The sequence below is a fragment of the Solwaraspora sp. WMMD937 genome, from assembly GCF_029581175.1.
In the GTDB taxonomy this organism is placed as follows: Bacteria; Actinomycetota; Actinomycetes; order Mycobacteriales; family Micromonosporaceae; genus Micromonospora_E.
In genome coordinates this window covers 1,438,587-1,461,043 of sequence record NZ_CP120738.1, presented here as the reverse complement: position 1 = coordinate 1,461,043, position 22,457 = coordinate 1,438,587, and the positions used below count along the sequence as shown (strand labels likewise).

Genomic DNA, 22,457 nt, shown 5'->3' with positions numbered 1-22,457 from the left:
GAGATCCATGCCTGACGACAAGACGCTGCTCGACTATCTGAAGTGGGTCAGCGCGGATCTGCACGACACCCAGGAGCGCCTGCGCGAGCTCGAGCAGGCTCAGCGGGAGCCGATCGCCATCGTCGGGATGTCCTGCCGGTTCCCGGGCGGGGTCGACTCGCCCGACGAACTGTGGCGGCTGGTCGAGGCCGGCAGCGACGCCATCACCGGCTTCCCCACGGACCGCGGCTGGGACCTCGACACGGTCGCCGGCTCAATCGCCGTGCACGAGGGCGGGTTCCTCGCCGGCGCCGACCGGTTCGACACCGGCTTCTTCGGCATCAGCCCGCGCGAGGCCACCGCGATGGACCCACAGCAGCGGCTGCTGCTGGAAGGCGCGTGGGAGGTTCTGGAGACGGCCGGCATCGACCCCCGCTCGCTGCGCGGCACGCGTACCGGGGTCTTCGTCGGCAGCAACAACCAGGACCACGTCATCGTGCTGTCCGGGACCGACGCCGACATGGCCGGGCAGGGCCTGACCGGCGCCACCGCCAGCGTGCTCAGTGGACGGGTCTCCTACTTCCTCGGTCTCGAAGGGCCGGCGCTGACCGTCGACACCGCCTGCTCCTCCTCCCTGGTCTCGCTGCACCTGGCGGTGCAGTCGCTGCGGCGCGGCGAGTGCACGATGGCGCTCGCCGGCGGCGTCGCGCTGATGGCCACTCCGGCGATGTTCCTCGAGTCGAGCGGGCAGGGCGCCCTGGCGTCCGACGGACGCTGCAAGGCGTACGCCGAGGGCGCCGACGGCACCGGCTGGGGCGAGGGCGTCGGCTGGGTGCTCGTGCAGCGACTTTCCGACGCCGTCCGCGAGGGACGGGAGATCTTCGCCGTCGTGGCCGGCACGGCCGTCAACCAGGACGGCGCCTCCAACGGCCTGACCGCCCCGAGCGGCGTCGCCCAGCAACGCGTCATCCGGGCCGCCCTCGACGACGCCGGGCTGAACGCCGCCGACATCGACGCCGTCGAGGGACACGGTACCGGCACCGCGCTGGGCGACCCGATCGAGGCGGGTGCGCTGCTCGAGACGTACGGCCGGGAACACACCGCGGAGCGGCCGCTGTGGCTCGGCTCGCTCAAGTCGAACATCGGCCACACGCAGGCCGCCGCCGGGGTCGGCGGCATCATCAAGATGGTCCAGGCAATCCGGCACGGGCTGCTGCCCGGCACGCTGCACGCCGGGCAGCGCACCAGCCGGGTCGAATGGGAGCGGGGCGGTCTCGCTCTACTGACCGAACCCACCCCGTGGCCACAGACCGGTGCCCCGCGTCGCGCCGGCGTCTCCTCCTTCGGGGTCAGCGGCACGAACGCCCACGTGATCCTCGAGCAGGCGCCCCCCAGGGACGAGACCGGACCGGAGGTCACCCGGACGCTCGGGCTGCTGCCGTGGGTGCTCTCCGGCCACAGCCAGGAAGCCCTGCGCGGACAGGCCAGCCGCCTGCTCGCCCATGCCGAGGAGCATCCGCGGCTGTCCGCGCTGGACATCGCCTACTCGCTGGCGACCACGCGCGGCCGGCTCGAACACCGGGCTGTCGTGCTCGGCTCCGACCGGGCCGCTCTGATGCAGGGCCTGGCCGACCTGGCCGCGGGCGAGCCCTCCGCCGCGGTCGTCCAGGGTGCCGCCCACTTCGGTGACAAGGTCGTCTTCGTCTTCCCGGGCTACGGCTCCCAGTGGCGCGGCATGGCGCTTGAGCTGCTCGAGCAGGAGCCGGTCTTCCGCGACGAGTTCCTGGCCTGCGAGGCGGCGTTCCTGCCGTGGCTGGGCTGGTCGCCGTTGGCGGCGCTGCGCGGGGATCCCGGTGCGCCGGACCTGGACGAGTTCGAGACCACCCAGGTGCTGCTCTTCGCCGTGATGGTGGCCCTGGCCGCGCTGTGGCGCTCGTACGGACTCGAACCGTCCGGCGTCATCGGTCACAGCCAGGGCGAGATCGCCGCCGCGTACGTGGCCGGTGCCGTCTCCCGCGACGACGCCGTCCGCTACGTCGCCGGCCGCGCCCGCTTCATGCACCAGCACCTGGACGGCCGGGGCGGCATGGTCGCCGTCCAGCTCAGCGCCGACGAACTGGGTGAACGCCTCGCACCGTACGGCGACCGCCTCGCCCTCGCCACGATCAACGGTCCCCACGCGGTGGTCATGTCCGGGGAGGTCGCCGCCCTCGACGAGCTGGCCGGGCAGCTGGCCGCCGAGGGCGTCCGCGTCCGCAGGCTCACCCTGAACGTCGCCGCCCACTCCGCCCAGCTCGACCCGCACCGTGCCGGGATCGAGGAGATGATCGCCACCCTGCGACCCGTCACCAGCGACGTGCCGTTCTTCTCGACCGTCACCGGCGACCGGATGGACACCGCCGGGCTCGACGCCGGGCACTGGTACCGCAACCTGCGCCAGACCGTCCGGTTCGAACAGGCCGTGCGGGCCGCGCTCGCCCAGGGCTACCGGCTGATGCTGGAGGTCAGCGCGCACCCGGTCGTGGCGATGGCGGTCCAGGACATCATCGACGACACCGGCGCCACCGCCGTCCCGCTCGCCACCCTGCGCCGTGGCGATGGCGGGCGCGACCGGTTCCTGCTGGCCCTGGCCCAGGCGCACGTGCAGGGCGCCCCGGTCGACCTCGGCGTGGTGTTCGAGGGCACCGGCGCGCGACGGGTGCCCCTGCCGACGTACGCCTTCCAGCACGAGCGGTTCCGCCTCGAACCCGGGTCCACGAGCGGCGACGCGTCCTCGCTCGGGCTCACGCCGCTGGATCATCCGCTGCTCACCGCAGCGATCGCGCTGCCGGAGCCGGACGGGCTGCTGCTGACCGGGCGGCTCTCCCGCCGTACGCATCCGTGGCTGGCCGACCACGTCGTGCTGGGTGCCGCGCTGCTCCCCGGCACCGCCCACCTTGAGCTGGCGTTCCGGGCCGGCGATCAGGCCGGCTGCGACACCGTGGAGGAACTGACCCTGCAGACGCCGCTGACGCTGCCCGAGCACGACGGCGTCGCGGTGCAGGTCTTCGTCGGCGGCCCTCAGGACGACGGCCGACGCTCCGTGGCGGTCTGGTCCCGCCCCGACATCCCCGGCGCGGTGGCCGGCGGCGACGAGTGGACCTGCCACGCCACCGGACTGCTCGGGCACGCCGCAGCCACCCCCACCGACGAGCTGACGTCGTGGCCCCCGGCCGCTGCGACCGCGGTGGACACCGACGGCCTCTACGGGCGGTTCACCGCCGCCGGATACGGCTACGGGCCCTCCTTCCAAGGGCTGCGGGCAGTGTGGTCGCACGGCACCGACATCTACGCCGAGGTCGCCCTGCCCGAGGACATCGCGGCCGACGCCGGACGCTTCGGGTTGCACCCCGCCCTGCTCGACGCCGCGTTCCACGCCCTGATCGCCGCCCGTCCCCAGGAGGGCGGCGCCATGCGGATGCTGTTCTCGTGGACGGGTGTCCGGCTGCTGGGCGCCGGTGCGTCCGCGCTGCGGATCCGGTTGCGCCCGCGCTCCGACGGCTCGATCGCGTTGCTGGCCACCGACGTGGCCGGTGAGCCCGTGGCGACCGTGGACGCCCTGGTGATGCGGGAGGTGACCGAGGCGGGCCTGGCCCCGGATCCCGCCAGCGAGCTGTTCGGGGTGCGAATGCGGCCGCTGGCCGTACCCGGGGAAGCCGGTGACGAGCCGGTCACCTGGACCGATCCGGCGGCGCTGGTGGACTCCCTCACCGGGCCGGCCGCCGGGTACGCCGTCTTCGCCGCGCCGACGCTCGACGGCACCGGCGCCGAGGACGCCGCCCAGGTCACCGAGCAGCTGCGGACGCTGCTCGGCTCCTGGCTGGCGAACCCGCGTGCCGAGTCGACGACGCTGGTCATCCGCACCCGTGACGCCCGGGCCGAGCTGCCCGATCCGGTCCAGGCGGCCGGACGCGGCGTGGTCCGGTCCTTTCAGGCCGCCCACCCGGGCCGCATCCTGCTGCTGGACACCGGCTCCGCCGACGAGCCGATCGCCGCGGTCATCGCCGCCGCCCTCGCGGCCGGGGAGGACGACGTCGCCTGCCACGCCGGGACCGCCACGGTTCCCCGGCTTGCCCGCGTCCCGGCGGGTGCCGCGGACGCGCCGTGGTCCGGCACCGTGCTGGTCACCGGCGACGCCGGCACCCGCGCCGCCGAGGTCGCGCGGCACGTGGCGGCCCGGGGCGCGAAACGCGTGGTGTTGGCCGGCACATCGGACCAGGACCAGCCCGGCGTCGAGGTCGTGGTCTGCGACCTCACCGACCAAGACGCGCTCGCCGCCCTCGTCGCCGCCGTGGCGCCCGATGCCGTCGTGCACGCCGCCGACTCCATCGCCACGGCCGGGGCACTGGACCGGGCGACCAGCGGCTCGGCGCTGACCGCCTTCGTGCTGTTCTCCACCGTCGACGGTGTGCTCGGCGCCCCCGGGCGTGCCGAGCGCAGCGCCGCGAGTGCATTCATCGACGCGCTCGCACAACGACGACGGGCTTCCGGACTGCGTGGACAGTCGATCGCCTGGGGCCGGTGGACCTCCACCGCCCAGGGCCTGGCCCTGTTCGACGCCGCCGTCGCCGTGGACGAGCCCGTCGTGGTGCCGTTCCGCGTCCGGGTCCGGGGCGCCGTGCCGCCGCTGCTGCGCGGCCTTGTGCAGACACCCCTGCGGCGTACGGTCGACGCCGTCGCCCAGTCGTCGTCCGCGCTGGCCCAGCGGCTCAACGGGCTCGACCCGGCCGATCGCGCCCGGGTGCTCCTCGACCTGGTGCGCGCCGAGGCGGCCGCGGTGCTCGGCTTCGCCGACACCCGGGCGGTCCCGGTCACCCGGGCCTTCCGCGACATCGGCTTCGCCTCGATGAGCGCGGTGGAGCTGCGTAACCGGCTCAAAGCGGTCACCGGCCTGCCCCTGGCGACCACCGTCGTCTTCGACCACCCCTCCGCCGCCGCGCTGGGCGCGCACCTGGGCACGCTGCTGCTCGGCGACGCGGGCCCGGACACCGTACGGCCGGTCGCTGCCCGTGCCGTCGACGAGCCCATCGCCGTCATCGGCATGTCTTGCCGCTTTCCAGGGGACGTGCGGTCGCCGGAGGAGCTGTGGCGGCTGGTCGCCGACGGCGTCGACGCCACCGGCGACCTCCCGGGGGACCGCGGCTGGAACGTGGACTCGTTCTACGACCCCGCTCGCGGGCTGCCCGGGCGCTCGTACGTCCGCCGCGGCGGTTTCGTCCGCGACGCCGACCGCTTCGACGCGGGCTTCTTCGGCATCAACCCCCGGGAAGCCCTGGCCATGGACCCGCAGCAGCGGCTGCTGCTGGAGACGGCGTGGGAGGGCCTGGAGCACGCCGGTCTCGACCCGGCCGGACTGCGCGGCAGTGACACCGGAGTGTTCGTCGGCAGCAACGGTCAGGACCACGCCCTGCTGCTGTCCGGCGCGGCCGGCGACCTGTCCGGCTACCGGCTCACCGGCACCAGTGCCAGCATCATGTCCGGCCGGGTCTCCTACGAGCTCGGCTTCGAGGGCCCGGCGCTGACCGTCGACACTGCCTGCTCCTCGTCGCTGGTCTCGCTGCACCTGGCCGCGGAGGCGCTGCGCGGCGGGGAGTGTTCGCTCGCCCTGGCCGGCGGCTGCTCGATCATCTGCACGCCCACCCAGTTCATTGAGTTCAGCATGCAGAACGCGCTCTCGCCGGACGGCCGGTCGCGGGCCTTCGCCGCCGGCAGCAACGGGTTCGGCCTCGCCGAGGGCGTGGGCTGGCTGGTGCTGGAACGGCTGTCCGACGCCCAGCGCCACGGCCACCGGGTGCTGGCCGTGATCCGGGGCAGCGCGGTCAACCAGGACGGCGCCTCGAACGGCCTGACCGCCCCCAACGGTCCCTCCCAGGAACGGGTCATCCGGCAGGCGCTGGCCGTCTCGGGCCTGGCCCCGGCCGACGTGGACGCCGTCGAGGCCCACGGCACGGGCACCCCGCTCGGCGACCCGATCGAGGCCGGCGCGCTGCTCAACACGTACGGCAGGGACCGCACCGGCCCCCCGCTCCTGCTCGGCTCGCTCAAGAGCAACTTCGGGCATGCCCAGGCCGCGGCGGGTGTCGGTGGCGTCATCAAGTCGGTCATGGCGCTGCGGGCCGGGGTGCTGCCGCCCACCCTGCACGCGGACGAGCCGACCCCCGAGGTGGACTGGTCGTCGGGCGGCGTCGAGCTGCTGACCGAGCGCAGGGACTGGCCGCGTAGCGACCGGCCGCGGCGCGTCGGCGTGTCCGGCTTCGGTATCAGCGGCACCAACGCCCACGTGATCCTCGAAGAGGCACCCGGCACGCCCGCCGAGGAGCCGGCCACCCCGCCCGGGGACCTGCCGGTGGTGTGGACGCTGTCCGGCCGTACCAGGGAGGCGCTGCGGGCCCAGGCCTCCCGGCTCCACGCCTTCGCCGAGGAGCACCCGGAGCTGGCCCCGCGGGACATCGGGCGCTCGCTCGTGGAGAGCCGGGCGGTCTTCGACCACCGGGCGGCGGTGGTCGCCCGGACCCGCGCCGAGCTGCTGCTGGGGCTGCGTGCCCTTGCCGACGGCGAGTCCGCAGCCGGTCTCGTCGAGGGACGCGCCGTCAGTGGCGGCGGCGTGGTCTTCGTCTTCCCGGGGCAGGGCTCGCAGTGGGCCGGGATGGCCGCCGAGCTGCTCGACAGCTCCGAGGTCTTCGCCGCAGAGTTCATGGCGTGCTCGCTGGCGCTGTCGGAGTGGATCGACTGGTCACCGGTGGATGTGCTGCGCGGTACCGACGACACCATGCTCGGCCGCGTCGACGTTGTGCAGCCCACGCTGTGGGCGGTGATGGTGTCGCTGGCCGCGCTGTGGCGCTCGTACGGGGTCGAACCGGCCGCCGTGGTCGGGCACAGCCAGGGCGAGATCGCCGCCGCCTGCGCGATCGGGGCACTCTCCCGCGACGACGCGGCCAAGGTCGTGGCCCTGCGCAGCCGCGCCCTCACGCGGCTCGCCGGCCTCGGCGGCATGATGTCGGTGCAGCTGGGCCGGGCGGAGCTCGAGCCGCGGATGCTGCCGTGGGCCGGCCGCATCTCGGTCGCCGCGATCAACAGTCCCCGGACCGTGGTCGTCTCCGGCGAGGTCGAGGCGCTGCACGAGTTGCGCGCCGTGCTCGTGGGCGACGGGGTCACCGCCCGGCTGATCCCCGTCGACTACGCCGCCCACTCCGCCCAGGTCGATCAGATCCGCGACGAGCTCGCCGGCCTGCTCGCCACGGTGCAGTCCACCGCCGCGAGCATCCCGTTCTTCTCCTGCGTCGAGGGCGACGAGCGCTCGACCGGCGACCTCGACGCCGTCTACTGGCACCGCAACCTGCGCGAGACCGTGCTCTTCGAGGACTCGGTCAAGGCAGCCCTGGCCTGCGGGCACCGGCTGGTGCTCGAGGCCAGCCCGCACCCGGTGCTGGTGATGGCGGTGCAGGATCTCCTCGACGAAGGCAACGTCGAGGCCCACAGCTGGGGCACGCTGCGGCGCTCCGAGGGCGGCCTGGACCGCTTTCTGCTCTCCCTGGCACAGGCCCACGTCAACGGCGCGGAGGTCGACTTCGGACCGCTGTACGCCGGCGCCCGGCTGGTCGCCCTGCCCACGTACGCCTTCCAGGGCGAGCGCTTCTGGATCGAGGCCGCCGCCCCGGCCGGTGACGTGTCCTCACTGGGCCTCGTCGCCACCGGCCATCCCATGCTCGCCGCGGAGGTCCCGTTGCCCGACAGCGGCGGACTGCTGCTGACCGGCCGGCTCAGCGTCCACGACCAGACCTGGCTCGGCGACCACGTGGTGTCCGGCATGACGATCGTTCCGGGTACGGCCTTCATGGAGATCGCCTTCCGGGCCGCCGAACGGGTCGGCTGTCCCCGCGTCGAGGAACTGGCCGTCCAGGCGCCGCTGCTGCTCGACCCGGACGTCCCCACCGCCCTGCAGGTGGTGATCGGCGCGCCGCTCGACACCGGGCAGCGCCAGCTCACCGTCCACGCCCGTCCCGAGCCCACCGGCGACGGCCTCGACGAGGACTGGACCCTGCACGCGACCTGCTGGCTGGCCACCGCGACCCCCGCCGCTCCCGATCCGTCCGACCTGCTGACCTGGCCGCCGCGCGACACGGTGCCCTTCGCCGCCGAGGAGTGCTACCGGCAGCTGGTCGTCGCCGGGTACGCCTTCGGACCGACGTTCCAGGGGCTGCGCGAGGTGCACGTCCGTGGCAAAGAGGTCTTCGCCCTGGTCTCCGTCCCGCCGGCGGGACGCGCCGACGCCGCCGTGTTCGGACTGCACCCGGCCCTGTTCGACGCGATGTTCCACTCGCTGATCTCCGCCCGGCCGCAGGGCAGTGACGAGGTGCTGCGGCTGCCGTTCACGTGGACCGGGGTGCAGCTGCATGCCGAGGGCGCCGTGACGATGCGGGTCAAGATGACGCTCACCAGTGCCGACTCGCTGACGCTGGTCGCCGTCGACGAAGCGGGCAACCTCGTCGTCTCCGCCGACGCCCTGCTGCTGCGTGAGGTCTCCGGGGAGGCCACCCCGGCTGCCTCCGGCCGCCGGCACCGGTCCCTGTTCCGGCTCGACTGGGTGCCGCTGCCCCTGGGCAGCTCCGTCCCGGGTGACAGCCAGTGGGCGGTGCTCGGTGACTCGCCGGTCACCGTCTCGCTGACCCGCCACGACAGCTCGGTGCGGCGGCACGACGACTGGTCCTCGCTGGCCTCCGCCGACCGGGTGCCCGACCTCGTGGTGCTGCCGGTCGACACGCTCGGGGGCGCCTTCGAGGGCACCGACGTGCCCGGGGCCGCCCGCCGGCTGCTGACCCGGGTGAGCGGGCTGGTGCAGGACTGGCTGGCGGAGGAGCGGTTCGCCGGTTCACTGCTGCTGGTGGTGACCCGGGAGGCCGTACCGGTCGGGGACGGGGAACCGCTCGACATCGTCCAGTCGCCGCTGTGGGGGCTGCTGCGCTCGGCCCAGTCCGAGAACGCGGACCGGCTGCTGCTGGTCGACATCGACGACGACGACACGTCGCTGGAGGTGCTGCCGCGCGCGGTGGCCGCCGCCGTGGCGGCCGAGGAGTACCAGGCCGCCGTCCGCTCCGGGGAGGTGTCCGTGCCGCGGCTCGGTCTCGTGCCGGCGACCGGGTCCGAGCGGTCCGGTGACCTGAACCCCGACGGCACCGTGCTGATCACCGGCGCGTCGGGTCTGCTCGCCGGTCACGTGGCCCGGCACCTCGCGGCGCGAGGCGTGCGCCATCTGCTGCTGCTCAGCCGCCGGGGTGAGCAGGCCCGCACCACCGCACCGCTGGTCGCCGAGCTCGCCGCCCTGGGTGCCCGGGCCACCGTCGCCGCCTGTGACGCCGCGGACCGGGCGGCGCTGGCCGCGGTCCTGGCCGCGATCCCCGGCGAGCATCCGCTGACCGGGGTGGTGCACGCGGCCGGGGTGCTGCGGGACGGCACCGTCGCCGGCCTCACCCCGGAGCAGCTCGACACCGTACTGCGCCCGAAAATCGACTCGGCCTGGAACCTGCACGAGCTCACCGCCGGCACCGATCTGGCGATGTTCGCGATGTTCTCGTCGGCCGCAGGAACCCTCGGCGGCAGCGGGCAAGGAGCGTACGCCGCAGCGAACGTCTTCCTCGACAGCCTGGCCGTCCGTCGGCGCAGCCTCGGGCTGCCCGCCACGTCACTGGCCTGGGGCGCCTGGGAGGCCAGCGCCGACCCGCACAACGTCGGCATGGCCGGTCACCTGGCGAGTGCCGACGCCGGTCGGGCACGCCGCGGCGGCCTCCTGCCCGTCACCTTCGAGCAGGGCATGGCGCTGTTCGACACGGCGGCCACGCTCGACGAGGCGTTCGTGCTCCCTATGCGGATGGACCTGGCCGGCGTACGAGCCTCCGGCTCCCCGGTTCCGCCGCTGCTGCGGGCCCTCGTCAAGGCTCCGGCGCGGCGGACCGCCGACGCCGCGCCGGCCTCGCCGTCCTCCCTGCGCGACCGGCTCGGTGAGCTCCTCGGCGAGAACCGGGAACGGTACGCCGTCGACCTCGTCCGCGGGCAGGCCGCCGCGGTGCTCGGGCACGTCTCCGCCCAGCTCGTGCCCACCGACGAGGCGTTCCGTGACCTGGGCTTCGACTCACTGACCGCGGTCGAGCTGCGCAACCGGCTCAAGACCACCACCGGTCTGACACTGCCGGCCACCCTCGTGTTCGACCACCCCACCCCGCGCGCGCTGGCCCGGTTCCTGCTGACCGAGCTGGTGCCGGAGGCGTCCGGGCCGGTGCTGCCCGCCCAGGCCGAACTCGACCGGCTCGAGGCCGCGCTGGCGGCTGTCCCCGCCGGGCCGCCCGCGGCGGGTGACGACGCGGTGGCCGAGCGGCTGCGCCGGATCCTGTCCGACTGGCTGCGCAACCGGCCGGCGGCCGATCCCGCGACCGAGCCGGAGACGGGCACCGACCTCGGGACCGCCACGACCGACGAGATCTTCGCCTACATCGACAACGAGCTGGGACGTAGCCGGGCGTGACCGCCCGGCCGCCGCTTCCCCGCACTCTGGCCGCCGTCCGGACGAAGGAATGAGGGCAGATGACGAACGAAGACAAGCTGGTCGACTACCTGCGCTGGGTGACGGCCGACCTCAAGGAGGCCCGGGAGCAGCTGCGGGTCGTCGAGCAGCGCGAGAACGAGCCGCTCGCGATCGTCGGTATGTCCTGCCGGCTGCCCGGCGGGGTCAGCACCCCGGAGCAGCTGTGGCAGCTCGTCGACGAGGGCGTGGACGCGATCTCCCGCTTCCCGGCCGACCGCGGATGGGACATCGACGACGTGTTCGATCCGGAACCGGGCCGGCCCGGCAAGTCGTACGTCCGCGAAGGGGGCTTCCTCGACGCCCCGGGCGACTTCGACGCCGCCTTCTTCGGAATGAGCCCGAAGGAAGCCGTCGCCACCGATCCGCAGCAGCGGCTGCTGCTGGAGACCGCCTGGGAGGCGCTGGAGCGCGCCGGGCTCGACCCGCATTCGCTGCGGGGCAGCCAGACCGGCGTCTTCGTCGGCAACAACGGCCAGGACCACGTCATCGGGCTCTCCCGGGCTCCGGCCGAGCTGTCCGGCTACACCGTCAGCGGCGCGACGGCCAGCATCCTGTCCGGGCGGGTGTCGTACACGTTCGGCTTCGAGGGCCCCTCGCTGGCCGTGGACACCGCCTGCTCGTCGTCGCTGGTCGCGCTGCACGTCGCCGCGCAGGCGCTGCGGGGCGGCGAGTGCTCGCTCGCGCTGGTCGGCGGCATCACGGTGATGACCACCCCGACGCTGTACATCGGCTTCAGCCAGCAGCGCGGACTGTCGGCCGAGGCGCGGTGCAAGGCGTTCTCCGACGATGCCGACGGCACGTCAATGGCGGAGGGGGTGGGCTGGCTGGTGGTCGAGCGGCTCTCCGACGCCCAGCGTCTCGGCCACCGGGTGCTCGCCGTCGTCCGGGGCAGCGCGGTCAACCAGGACGGCGCGTCCAACGGCATGACCGCCCCCAGCGGCCCCGCCCAGCAGCGGGTGCTCAGCCGGGCGCTGGCCAACGCCGGCCTCGCCGCGTCCCAGGTCGACCTGGTCGAGGCGCACGGCACCGGCACCGCGCTCGGCGACCCGATCGAGGCGCAGGCGCTGCTGGCCGTCTACGGCAAGGACCGGCCGGCGGGACGGCCGCTGCGGCTGGGCTCGCTCAAGTCGAACATCGGTCACACCCAGGCGGCCGCCGGGATCGCTGGGGTCATCAAGACGGTGTACGCCATCGGGCGCGGCGTACTGCCGAAGACCTTGCACGTCAAGGAGCCGTCCACCCGCGTCGACTGGAGCGCCGGCGACGTCGAGCTGCTGACCGAGGCGAAGGCCTGGCCCGAGACCGGACAGCCGCGCCGGGCCGGGGTGTCCTCGTTCGGCGCGAGCGGCACGAACGCGCATGTCGTCCTGGAGCAGGCACCGCCCCTCGAAGCCGGGTCCGAGGCCGTCACCGGCAAGCCCCTGCCGGTGGTGCCGTGGGTGCTGTCGGCCAGGTCGGTAAAGGCGCTGCGCGCTCAGTCGGACCGTCTGCTGGCGCACGTGACGGACCGTCCGGAGCTGTCCCCGCAGGATGTGGGGTTCTCGCTGGCGCGGACCCGGGCGGTCTTCGAGCACCGCGGTGTGGTGCTGGGAGCCGACCGTGACGAGCTGCTGCGCGGACTGGCCGGTCTGGCCGCCGGGGAGCCGGCGGCGGGTGTGGCGACCGGACGGGCCTGCGGCGGACTGGGTGTCCTGTTCACCGGGCAGGGCGCTCAGCGTACGGGCATGGGCCGCGAGCTGTACGAGACGTTCCCGGTCTTCGCCGCCGCCTTCGACGCGGGTTGTGCGCACCTGCGGCCGGGGCTGAAGGACGTCGTCTTCACCGGTGGCGGCGAGCTGTCCGAGACCGGTTGGGCGCAGCCCGCGTTGTTCGCGTTCGAGGTGGCGCTGTTCCGCCTGGTCGAGTCCTGGGGCGTACGCCCGGATGTGCTCGGCGGTCACTCCGTGGGCGAGATAGCCGCCGCCCATGTGGCGGGCGTGTGGTCGCTCGAGGACGCCGCCCGGCTTGTCTCGGCCCGCGCGCACCTGATGCAGGCGTTGCCGGCCGGCGGGGCGATGGCCGCCGTGGCGGCTACCGAGGACGAGGTACGCGCGGCCGTCGCCGCTCACCCGCACCTGGACATCGCGGCGGTGAACGGGCCCGCTTCGGTCGTGGTGGCCGGCGCCGCGGACGCGGTCCGGGCGGCGGCCGAGGGACTGGCCGCCCAGGGGTACAAGACCAAGGCGCTGCGGGTGAGTCACGCCTTCCACTCGTCGCTGATGGAGCCGATGCTGGCGGCATTCGGGGACGTGCTGCGCTCCCTGACGTTCCACCAGCCACGGATCCCCGTGCTGTCCCTGCTCAGCGCCACGGTCGGCGACCCGGCGGTGGCCACGGCGGACTACTGGGTGCGGCACGCTCGCGAGGCGGTCCGGTTCGCCGACGGGATCCGGGCCGCGCAGGAGGCCGGCTGCACCACGTTCCTGGAGCTGGGCCCGGACGCGGTGCTGGCGGGGATGGGCCGTGAGAGCCTGCCGGACGCCGCGTGGATCCCGTCCGTACGGGCGACCCGCCCCGAGGCCCTCGCGGTGCTCGACGCGGCCGCCCGGGTCGCTGTCCGCGGGGCGGCCATCGACTGGGCGGCCCTGCTGCCGGGCGGCCGCACGGTCGACCTGCCCACCTACGCCTTTGAGCACGAGCGCTTCTGGCTCGAGTACGACGCACAGCCCCGGGTTCCGGCGTCCTCGGCCCGGCGCTACCGGGTCGGGTGGACGCCGGTTTCCGACCCGGGTACTCCGGTGCTGCTCGCGGGCACCTGGCTGGTCGTCGTGCCGGCCGCTCTCACAGCGGAGCGGGACAGCTGGGCCCGTACGGTGATCGAAGGCCTCGCCGCGACCGGCGCCCGGACCGAGCTCCTGACGATCCCGCCCGGCTCCGCACGCGCCGATCTGGCGTCTCTGCTGACCACGGCCGGGGACGCGGCCGGCGTGCTCAGCCTGCTGGCCCTCGCCGATCCCGGGGACGCCACGGCACCCGCCGGTCTCGCCCTCACCATGGCCCTCGTGCAGGCGCTGGGCGACACCGGCCGCGACGCGCCGCTGTGGTGCGTGACCCGGGAGGCCGTGCACACCGCCGCCGACGAGGACCAGGCGATGATCTGGGGCCTCGGCCGGGTGGCCGCCCTCGAGTACTCCGGGCGCTGGGGTGGACTCGCCGACCTGCCCGCCCTGCTCAGCCCTGCCGCAGGCCGGCGCCTGGCCGCCGTCCTCGCCGGCGCGACCGGGGAGGACCAGGTCGCCGTCCGCTCCGACGGCCTGTACGCGCGGCGCCTGATCGCCGTGCCCGAGCCGCCCGCCCCGGACACCGGCGTCTGGGAGCCCGCCGGAACCGTGCTCATCACCGGGGGCACCGGCGGTCTCGGGGCCCACGTCGCCCGCTGGCTCGCCGGCCGCGGCGCCCGGGACCTGCTGCTAACCAGCCGCTCGGGGCCGGCCGCGCCGGGCGCGGCCGAGCTGGTCGCCGAGCTGGCGGCGCTCGGCGCCACGGCCACCGTCGCCGCCTGCGACGTCGCCGATGCGGAGGCCCTCGCCGCCCTGCTGGCCACCGTTCCGGCCGACCGGCCTCTAGGAGCCGTCTTCCACGCCGCCGGCCGCATCGAGACGACGGCCTTCGACGCGACGACCCCCGACCTGCTCGCCGAGGTGCTGGCCGGCAAGGTGGCCGGCGCCCGCAACCTGAACGCCATGGCCGGCGCCGTCGACCGCTTCGTGCTGTTCTCGTCCGTCGCGGGGGTGTGGGGAAGCGGCGGGCACGCCGCGTACGCCGCGGCCAACGCCTACCTCGACGCCCTGGCCGAGCGGCGTCGGGCGGCCGGCCTGCCCGCCCTCGCGATCGCCTGGGGCCCCTGGGCCGACGGCGGTATGAGCGCCGGGCCGGACACCGTCCGGGAGGCGGCCCGGCACGGCCTGCCGGTGATGCCGACGACCGACGCGCTCGGCAACCTGCGCGCGGCTCTGGACTCCGGTCTGCCGTGCGTGACCGTTGCCGACGTGACGTGGGACCGGTTCGCGCCGCTGTTCACCAGCACCCGGCCGAGCCGCCTCTTCGAGCCCGTGACCGGGCCGGCGGACGCCGAACCGGACGACCACGCCGGCCCCTGGCTGGACAGGCTGCGGGGCCGCAGTGGACCGGATCGCGAGGCCGAACTGCTCGCCCTGGTGCGGCACGAGGTGGCACTCACCCTCGGCCACCCCGACGACCGTGCCGTCGAGACCGATCAGGCCTTTCGCGACCTCGGCTTCGACTCGATGGCGGCCGTGGAGCTGCGCGACCGGATCACCGCCGGCACCGGGCTGTCCCTGGCCAGCAGCCTCGTCTTCGACCACCCGACGGTCCACGCGCTGGCCGGCCATCTCGCCGGCGAGCTCGGCCAGTACGGCGGCGACCCGGTCGCCGCCGTACTGGCGCACCTGAACGTGCTGGAGGCGGCGGTGGCCGGGCTGGCCGGCGGCGACGACGTCCGGGAGGCCGTCGAGCCGCGGTTGCACGCCCTTCTCGCCCGGCTGGCCCGCCCGGCCGGGCACCCGGCGGAGGCGGTGGCCGACCACCTCCGTGCCGCGAGCGTCGAGGACCTCTACGCCTTCGTCGACGAGCAGTTCGGCCGATGACCCCGCACCCTCCGCCGGCCGCACCCACGCCTGCCTCTCTGATTGGCGGTAACTCACCGATGCCCGAGAACCAGAAGCTCGTCGAGTACTTCAAGCGCGTCACGGCCGACCTCTACGAAACCCGCGAGCGGCTGCGCGAGGCCGAGGACCGCGGCACCGAGCCGATCGCGGTCATCGGCATGGCATGCCGCTTCCCCGGGGGCGTCCGGTCGCCCGAGGACCTGTGGCAGCTGGTGGCCGACGGTGTCGATGCCGTGTCCCCGTTCCCGGCCGACCGCGGCTGGGACGTCGATGCCCTCTATGATCCCGACCCCGAGCAGACCGGCACGGCGTACGTCCGCGAGGGTGGCTTCCTCACCGGGGCCGACGCCTTCGACCCGGTCTTCTTCGGGATCAGCCCTCGCGAGGCAACCGCGATGGACCCGCAGCACCGCCTGCTGCTGACCACCGGCTGGGAGGCGCTCGAACGGGCCGGCATCGACCCGGCCGGGCTGCGCGGCAGCCGTACGGGCGTCTTCGCGGGCGTCACCCACAACGACTACATCTCCCGGCTCGGAACGGCCCCCGAAGGGTACGAGGGCCAGCTGCTCACCGGCGGAGCGGTGAGCGTGGCGGCCGGCCGGGTGTCGTACACGTTCGGCTTCGAGGGCCCGGCGGTCGCGGTCGACACGGCGTGCTCCTCCTCGCTGGTGTCGGTGCACCTGGCCGCCCAGTCGCTGCGCTCCGGGGAGAGCACGCTGGCCCTGGCCGGTGGCGTGACCGTGATGGCCACTCCATCCACCTTCACCGAGTTCAGCCGGCAGCGCGGGCTGGCGGCGGACGGCCGGTGCAAGCCGTTCGACGAGTCGGCCGACGGTACGGCGATGGGCGAGGGCGCGGGGTGGCTGGTGCTCGAACGGCTCTCCGACGCGCACCGCCACGGCCACAAGGTGCTCGCGGTGGTCCGTGGCTCGGCGATCAACCAGGACGGCGCCTCCAACGGGCTGACCGCCCCGAGCGGCCCGTCGCAGCGGCGGCTCATCCGCCGGGCGCTGGCCGGCGCGGGACTCGCCGCCCATCAGGTCGACGTGGTCGAGGCGCACGGCACCGGCACCGCGCTCGGCGACCCGATCGAGGCGCAGGCCGTCCTGGCGACGTACGGCCAGAACCGGCGGCGACCCCTGTGGCTCGGCTCCGTGAAGTCCAACATCGGGCACGCGCAGGCGGCTGCCGGAGTAGCCGGGCTCATCAAGATGGTCATGTCGATGCGCCACGGGGTGCTGCCCCGGACCCTGCACCTGGACACCCCGACCAGCCACGTCGACTGGTCCGCAGGCTCGGTGGAGCTGCTGCGGGAGACGCAGCCGTGGCCGGTGACCGGTGAACCGCGCCGCGCCGGTGTCTCGGCCTTCGGGGCGAGCGGGACGAACGCCCACGTGATCCTGGAGCAGGCACCCGAACCGGCCGCGCCGGACGCCGCTGCACCGCCGCCGTCGGCGGCGGTGCCGGTGGTGCCGTGGGTGCTGTCGGCCAGGTCGGAGACGGCGTTGCAGGAACAGGCGCGGCGGCTGCTGACCCACGTGACGGCTCACCCGGAGCTGTCCCCGGCCGACATCGGCTTCTCGCTGGTCAACGGGCGGGCCGCCTTCGAGCACCGGGGTGTGGTCCTGGGCGGGAGCCGGGACGAGCTGCTGCGTGGCGTGGCCGCGCTGGCCGCTGGGGAATCCACGCCGGGGGTCGTGGCCGGACGTGCTTGCGGGGGACTGGCCGTGCTCTTCCCCGGGCAGGGCGCCCAGCGCGCCGGGATGGGCCGCGAGCTGTACGAGGCGTTTCCCGTGTTCGCCGGGGCCTTCGACTCGGCGTGTGAGTTGCTGCGCCCGGGACTGAAGGACGTCGTCTTCGACGCGGGCGCCGAACTCGCCGAGACCGGGTGGGCGCAGCCGGCGTTGTTCGCCTTCGAGGTCGCGCTGTTCCGGCTGGTCGAGTCGTGGGGGGTGCGCCCCGACCTGGTCGGTGGCCACTCCGTGGGCGAGATCGCCGCCGCGCACGTGGCGGGGATGCTGTCACTGCCGGACGCCGCCCAGCTGGTGAGCGCGCGAGCCGGGCTGATGCAGGCGCTGCCGCCCGGCGGCGTGATGGTGGCGGTCGCCGCCCCGGAGGACGAGGTGCGGGCGGAACTCGCCGGACACGCCGACGTGGACATCGCCGCCGTGAACGGGCCCGCCGCGGTGGTGCTGGCCGGTGCGGCGGAGGCGGTGGAGAAGATCGCCGGGGTACTCGCGGGGCGTGGGTACAAGACCAGGGCGCTGACGGTCAGTCACGCGTTCCACTCGCCGTTGATGGAGCCGATGCTCGACGGGTTCGCCGAGGTGTTGCGTTCGCTGACGTTCGCCGAGCCGACGATCGGCCTGGTGTCGATGCTCAGCGGCACGGTAGGAGATGCGTCGATGGCGTCCCCGGAGTACTGGGTGCGGCACGCCCGGGCGGCGGTCCGGTTCGCCGACGGCATCCGGGCCGCCGCCGACGCGGGCTGCGCGACCTTCCTCGAGCTGGGAGCGGATGCGGTGCTCACCGGGATGGGGCACGAGAGCCTGCCGGAGGCGGACTGGATCGCGTCCGTCCGTGTCAACCGGCCGGAGGTCCGCACGGTGCTGGACGCGGCCGCCCGGGTGGCCGTCCGGGGCGTCGCGGTCGACTGGGCGTCCTGGCTGCCCGGCGCGCGCGTGGTCGACCTTCCCACCTACGCCTTCCAGGAGGAACGCTTCTGGCTCACCGATCCGAACCCGCGCCAGGACGCTGCGGCCCTCGGCCTGCTGGCGACCGGGCACCCGCTGGTCACCGGGGAGATCGCGGTTCCCGGCTCGGGCAGCGTCCTGCTCACCGGACGGATCTCCCGGCACAGTCACCCCTGGGTGGCCGACCACAGCGTCGCGGGCGCCGTCCTGGTGCCCGGCACGGCCCTGCTGGAGCTGGCCTTCCGTGCCGGCGAGGCGGCCGGGTGCGACCGGATCGAGGATCTCACCTTCCAGGCACCGCTGATCCTGCCCGAGACCGGAGGAGTGCTGCTGCAGGTCGTGGTCGGTGCTGCGGACGACGACGGCGCCCGGGAGCTGACCGTCCACTCGCGTCCTGAGTCGGCCGAGGAGGCCCTCGAGGACGAGTGGACCAGCCACGCGAACGGGCTCCTCGCCCCGGCGCCGGTCCCCGCCCCGGACGTCGCGCCCAACCCGTGGCCGCCCTCCGGCGTCGAGCCGCTGACCGTCGACGACCTCTACCCCCGGCTCGCCGCCGGCGGCTACCGCTACGGCCCGGCGTTCCAGGGCCTGACCGCGGCGTGGCAGCACGGCGACGACGTGTACGCCGAGGTCGTCCTGCCCCCGTCGGTGGCCGGGGACGCGGGTCGCTTCGGCATCCATCCGGCCCTGCTCGATGCGGCCCTGCACGGGATGCTCGCCCCCGCCGGCCGGGTGGAGGAGGGCTCCCCGGCCCGGCTTCCGTTCGCGTGGACGGGTGTGCGCCTGCACGCGGCCGGTGTCACCGCCGTCCGGGCGAAGCTGACCACAGTGTCCGCCGACTCGGTGGCTGTGCGGCTGTACGACGCCGAGGGCGGCCCCGTGCTGACAGCCGAGTCGATCGTCTCTCGCGAGGTGGCCGTCGATCAGCTGACGGCGGCGCGCACCCGCGGCCACCACCGGTCGCTCCTCCGCCCGGAGTGGGCACCGTTCCCGGTCTCCGGCGCCCGGGCCGGTGAGGGACGCTGGGCCTCGCTGGGCGACACCCCGGTCACCCGCGCGCTGTCCGCCTCCGGCACCCCGATCCGCCCGTTGCCGGACTGGCAGGCAGTGGTCGGTTTCGTCGCGGGCGGGGCCACGGCTCCCGACATCATCGTGTACGCCCTCGACGGCGTGGCCGCCCCGGGAGACACCATCGGCGCGCAGGTCCGGTCGGTGACCACCGAGGTGCTCGACATCGTGCAGTCGTGGCTGGCCGACGAGCGTCTCGCCGCGACCCGCCTGGTCGTGGTGACCCGCAACGGCGTCGCGGTGGACCGCATCGAACTGCCCGACCTGGCGTACGCCCCGGTGTGGGGCCTGCTGCGCTCGGCGCAGTCGGAGAACCCGGACCGGCTGCTGCTCGTGGACGTCGACGACACCGCGGAGTCTGCCTCGGTGCTCTCGGCGGTGGTCACCGCGGCCCTGGCGGCGGGGGAGCCGCAGGTCGCCGTCCGCGCCGGCCAGGCGACCGTCGCCCGGCTCGGCCGCACTCCGCTCGGCGAGATGCTCGAGCTGCCTGCAGGTGGTGGTTGGCGGTTGGCGGTGGGGGTGCCGGGGGTGTTGGAGGGGTTGGTGGTGGAGCCGGTGGGGGTGGCTCCGTTGGGTGTGGGTGAGGTACGGGTGGGGGTGCGTGCGGCGGGGGTGAATTTTCGTGATGTGTTGATGGTGTTGGGGATGTATCCGGGTGAGCCGAGTTTGGGTAGTGAGGGTGCGGGTGTGGTGTTGGAGGTGGGTCCGGGGGTATCGGGGTTCGCGGTTGGTGATCGGGTGGCGGGGCTTTTTGGTGAGGGTTTCTCGTCGGTGGTGGTGGTTGATTGCCGGGGGTTGGTGCGGGTTCCGGATGGGTGGTCGTTTGAGCAGGCCGCCGCGGTGCCGGTGGCGTTTTTGACGGCGTGGTACGGGTTGGTGGATTTGGCGGGGTTGCGTCGTGGTCAGTCGGTGTTGATTCATGCTGCTGCTGGTGGTGTGGGTATGGCGGCTGTTCAGGTGGCGCGTTTGGTGGGTGCGGAGGTGTATGCGACGGCGAGTCCGTCGAAGTGGGGTCGGGTTGAGGCGTTGGGGGTGCCGCGGGATCGGTTGGCGTCGTCGCGGTCGTTGGAGTTCGCGGATCGGTTTCCGGTTGTTGATGTGGTGTTGAATTCGTTGACGGGTGAGTTCGTTGATGCGTCTTTGGGGTTGTTGAGGCCGAGTGGTCAGTTTTTGGAGATGGGTGTGGCTGATGTGCGGGATTCGGTGCCGGGGGTGGTTTATCGGCCGTTTCAGTTGTTGGAGGCCGGGCGGGAGCGGTTGGGTGGTTTGTTGGGGCGGTTGATGGGTTTGTTCGCGTCGGGGGTGTTGAGTGTGCCGCCGGTGCGTGTCTTTGATGTGCGGCGTGCGGTGGAGGCGTTGCGGTTCATGTCGCAGGCGCGTCATGTGGGCAAGGTGGTGTTGCGGGTGCCGCGGGGGTTGGATCCGGGGGGGACGGTGTTGGTGACGGGTGCTTCGGGGTTGTTGGGTGGTGTTGCGGCGGAGCATGTGGTGCGTCGTGGCGCGCGGCGGGTGGTGCTGGTGAGCCGGCGGGCGGCGCCGGTGGAGTTGGTGGAGCGGTTGGTGGCGGCGGGTGCGTCGGTGACGGTGGCGCAATGTGATGTGGCTGATCGTGGTGGGTTGGCTGAGGTGATCGCGGGGGTGCCGGTGGAGCATCCGTTGACCGCGGTGGTACACACCGCCGGCGCCCTCGACGACGGCGTGATCGGGTCGCTCACGCCGGGACGGATCGACACCGCCCTGCGCTCCAAGGTGGACGGCACCTGGAACTTGCACGAGCTCACCGCCGACGCCGATCTGGCCTACTTCGCGATGTACTCCTCAGCCGCCGGCGTGCTGGGCACGCCCGGCCAGGGCGGGTACAACGCGGCCAACACGTTCGAGGACGCCTTCGCCGCCTGGCGCCGCGCGCAAGGCCTGCCGGCGACGTCACTGGCCTGGGGCATGTGGGAGCAGGCCAGCGCGATGTCCGGGAACCTCGGCGCGGCCGACCGGTCCCGGATGAGCCAGGGTGGCATCAGCCCGCTCAAGACCGAGGAGGGCATGGCGCTGTTCGACGCGGCACTGGCCGCCGACGAGCCGGTCGCGGTGCCCCTCACCTTGAACCCGGCGGCCACCCGCCGGGGCGACGGCAGCGTTCCCGCGCTGCTGCGCGGCCTGGTCCGGACCCGGACCCGGCGGGCGGCCGGCGGTCCCGCCCGCGCGGCCGAGGTGGCCGGCACCGCCGCCGCCCTGCTGACCCGGTTGTCCGGGCAGAGCGTCGAGGAGCGTGAGGGCACGCTCGTCGAGGTGCTGCGTGCGCAGGTGGCCACCGTGCTCGGCTACTCCTCGGCCGACCTCGTCCCGCTCGACGGCACCTTCCGGGACCTGGGCTTCGACTCGCTGACCGCGGTCGAACTGCGCAACCGGATCGACTCGTCGACCGGTACCCGGCTCATGGTGACCACGGTCTTCGACTACCCCACTGTCAACGAGCTGGCCGGACACCTGGCCGAGGAGATCGCCGTACCCGAGCCGGACGCCCCCGTGGCGGTGGAACCCCCGGCGCAGCAGGCGAGCCCCGCCGACGACATCGTGGCCTCGCTCTACGCCGAGGCCGTGGCCACCGGGCGCGGCGAGGAGGCGGTCACCATGCTGTCGTCCGCCGCACGGCTGATGCCACGCTTCACCGACCGTGAGTCGGCCGGGCAGCCCAGGACCACGTCGCTCGCTGAGGGTGCCGCCCGGCCCGCCCTCGCCTGCATCGTGCCCCCGATCGCGCCGATGATCGACACGGCGTACGCCCTGTTCGCCGAGGGCCTGCCGGAACCTCGCGAGGTGAGCGCGGTCCGGCCGCTGGGCTTCGCCGCGCGGGAGCCTCTGCCGGCCGACCTGCCGAGCCTGTTCCGCGTCTACGGCGACGTGCTGCTGGAGGAAGCCGGCATCGACCCGGTGGCGGTCGTCGGGCACTCGTCCGGCGGCTGGATCGCGTACGGCGTCGCCGCGTACCTGTGCGACATCGGTCGTCCGCCCGCGGCGCTGATCATGTTGGACACGTACTGGCCGGGAGAGTTCGTGATCGACGTGCAGCGCGACTTCATGCGCGCGCAGGCCAGGCGGCACGAGTTGATGCCCTCGGGCGGCGCCCCGCTCGGCCATCAGCTCATCGCGATGGGCGGCTACCTGAGCATGTTCGACGGCTGGAAGCCGCAGCCGATCGAGGTGCCGAGCCTGCTCATCCGGGCGGCCGAGTACATGACCGGCGCCGCCAAGCCCGACGAGGTCCTGCGAGCCAACGACGGCACTGTCCGGAATGTCACCAGCGTGCCCGGCAACCACTTCACCATGATGTCGAAGTTCCCGGAGAAGACGGCGACCACAGTGCACACGTGGCTCGAGGATGTGCTCTGAGCCGGCGGTCGCCGATTACCCGCCGATGAGCGCGCCGTGGCGCCGTGA

3 protein-coding genes are annotated in these 22,457 nt (G+C 73.9%); all 3 read left to right on the top strand.

The features are described from left to right. Nucleotides 1-7 precede the first annotated feature (7 nt). The 3 genes from O7621_RS06390 to O7621_RS06380 are packed head-to-tail and all read left to right on the top strand — an operon-like array spanning nt 8 to nt 22,409. Nucleotides 8-10,534 carry a type I polyketide synthase gene (locus O7621_RS06390; RefSeq protein ID WP_282233167.1) on the top strand — a complete coding sequence of 3,509 codons (10,527 nt, stop codon included), beginning with the start codon at nt 8-10 and terminating at the stop codon, nt 10,532-10,534. A 59-nt stretch (nt 10,535-10,593) separates the two neighbouring features. Next, on the top strand, nt 10,594-15,240 hold the full coding sequence (locus O7621_RS06385) for a type I polyketide synthase (protein WP_282233166.1): 4,647 nt from the start codon (nt 10,594-10,596) through the stop codon (nt 15,238-15,240). 59 nt (nt 15,241-15,299) lie between these two features. Then, nucleotides 15,300-22,409, top strand: a complete 7,110-nt coding sequence (locus O7621_RS06380; protein ID WP_282233165.1) for a type I polyketide synthase — start codon at nt 15,300-15,302, stop codon at nt 22,407-22,409. Nucleotides 22,410-22,457: the final 48 nt, after the last annotated feature.

Coding starts and splice junctions, on each gene's coding strand:
- O7621_RS06390 (WP_282233167.1), top strand. CDS start 8: ATGCCTGACGACAAGACGCTGCTCGACTATCTGAAGTGGGTCAGCGCG.
- O7621_RS06385 (WP_282233166.1), top strand. CDS start 10,594: ATGACGAACGAAGACAAGCTGGTCGACTACCTGCGCTGGGTGACGGCC.
- O7621_RS06380 (WP_282233165.1), top strand. CDS start 15,300: ATGCCCGAGAACCAGAAGCTCGTCGAGTACTTCAAGCGCGTCACGGCC.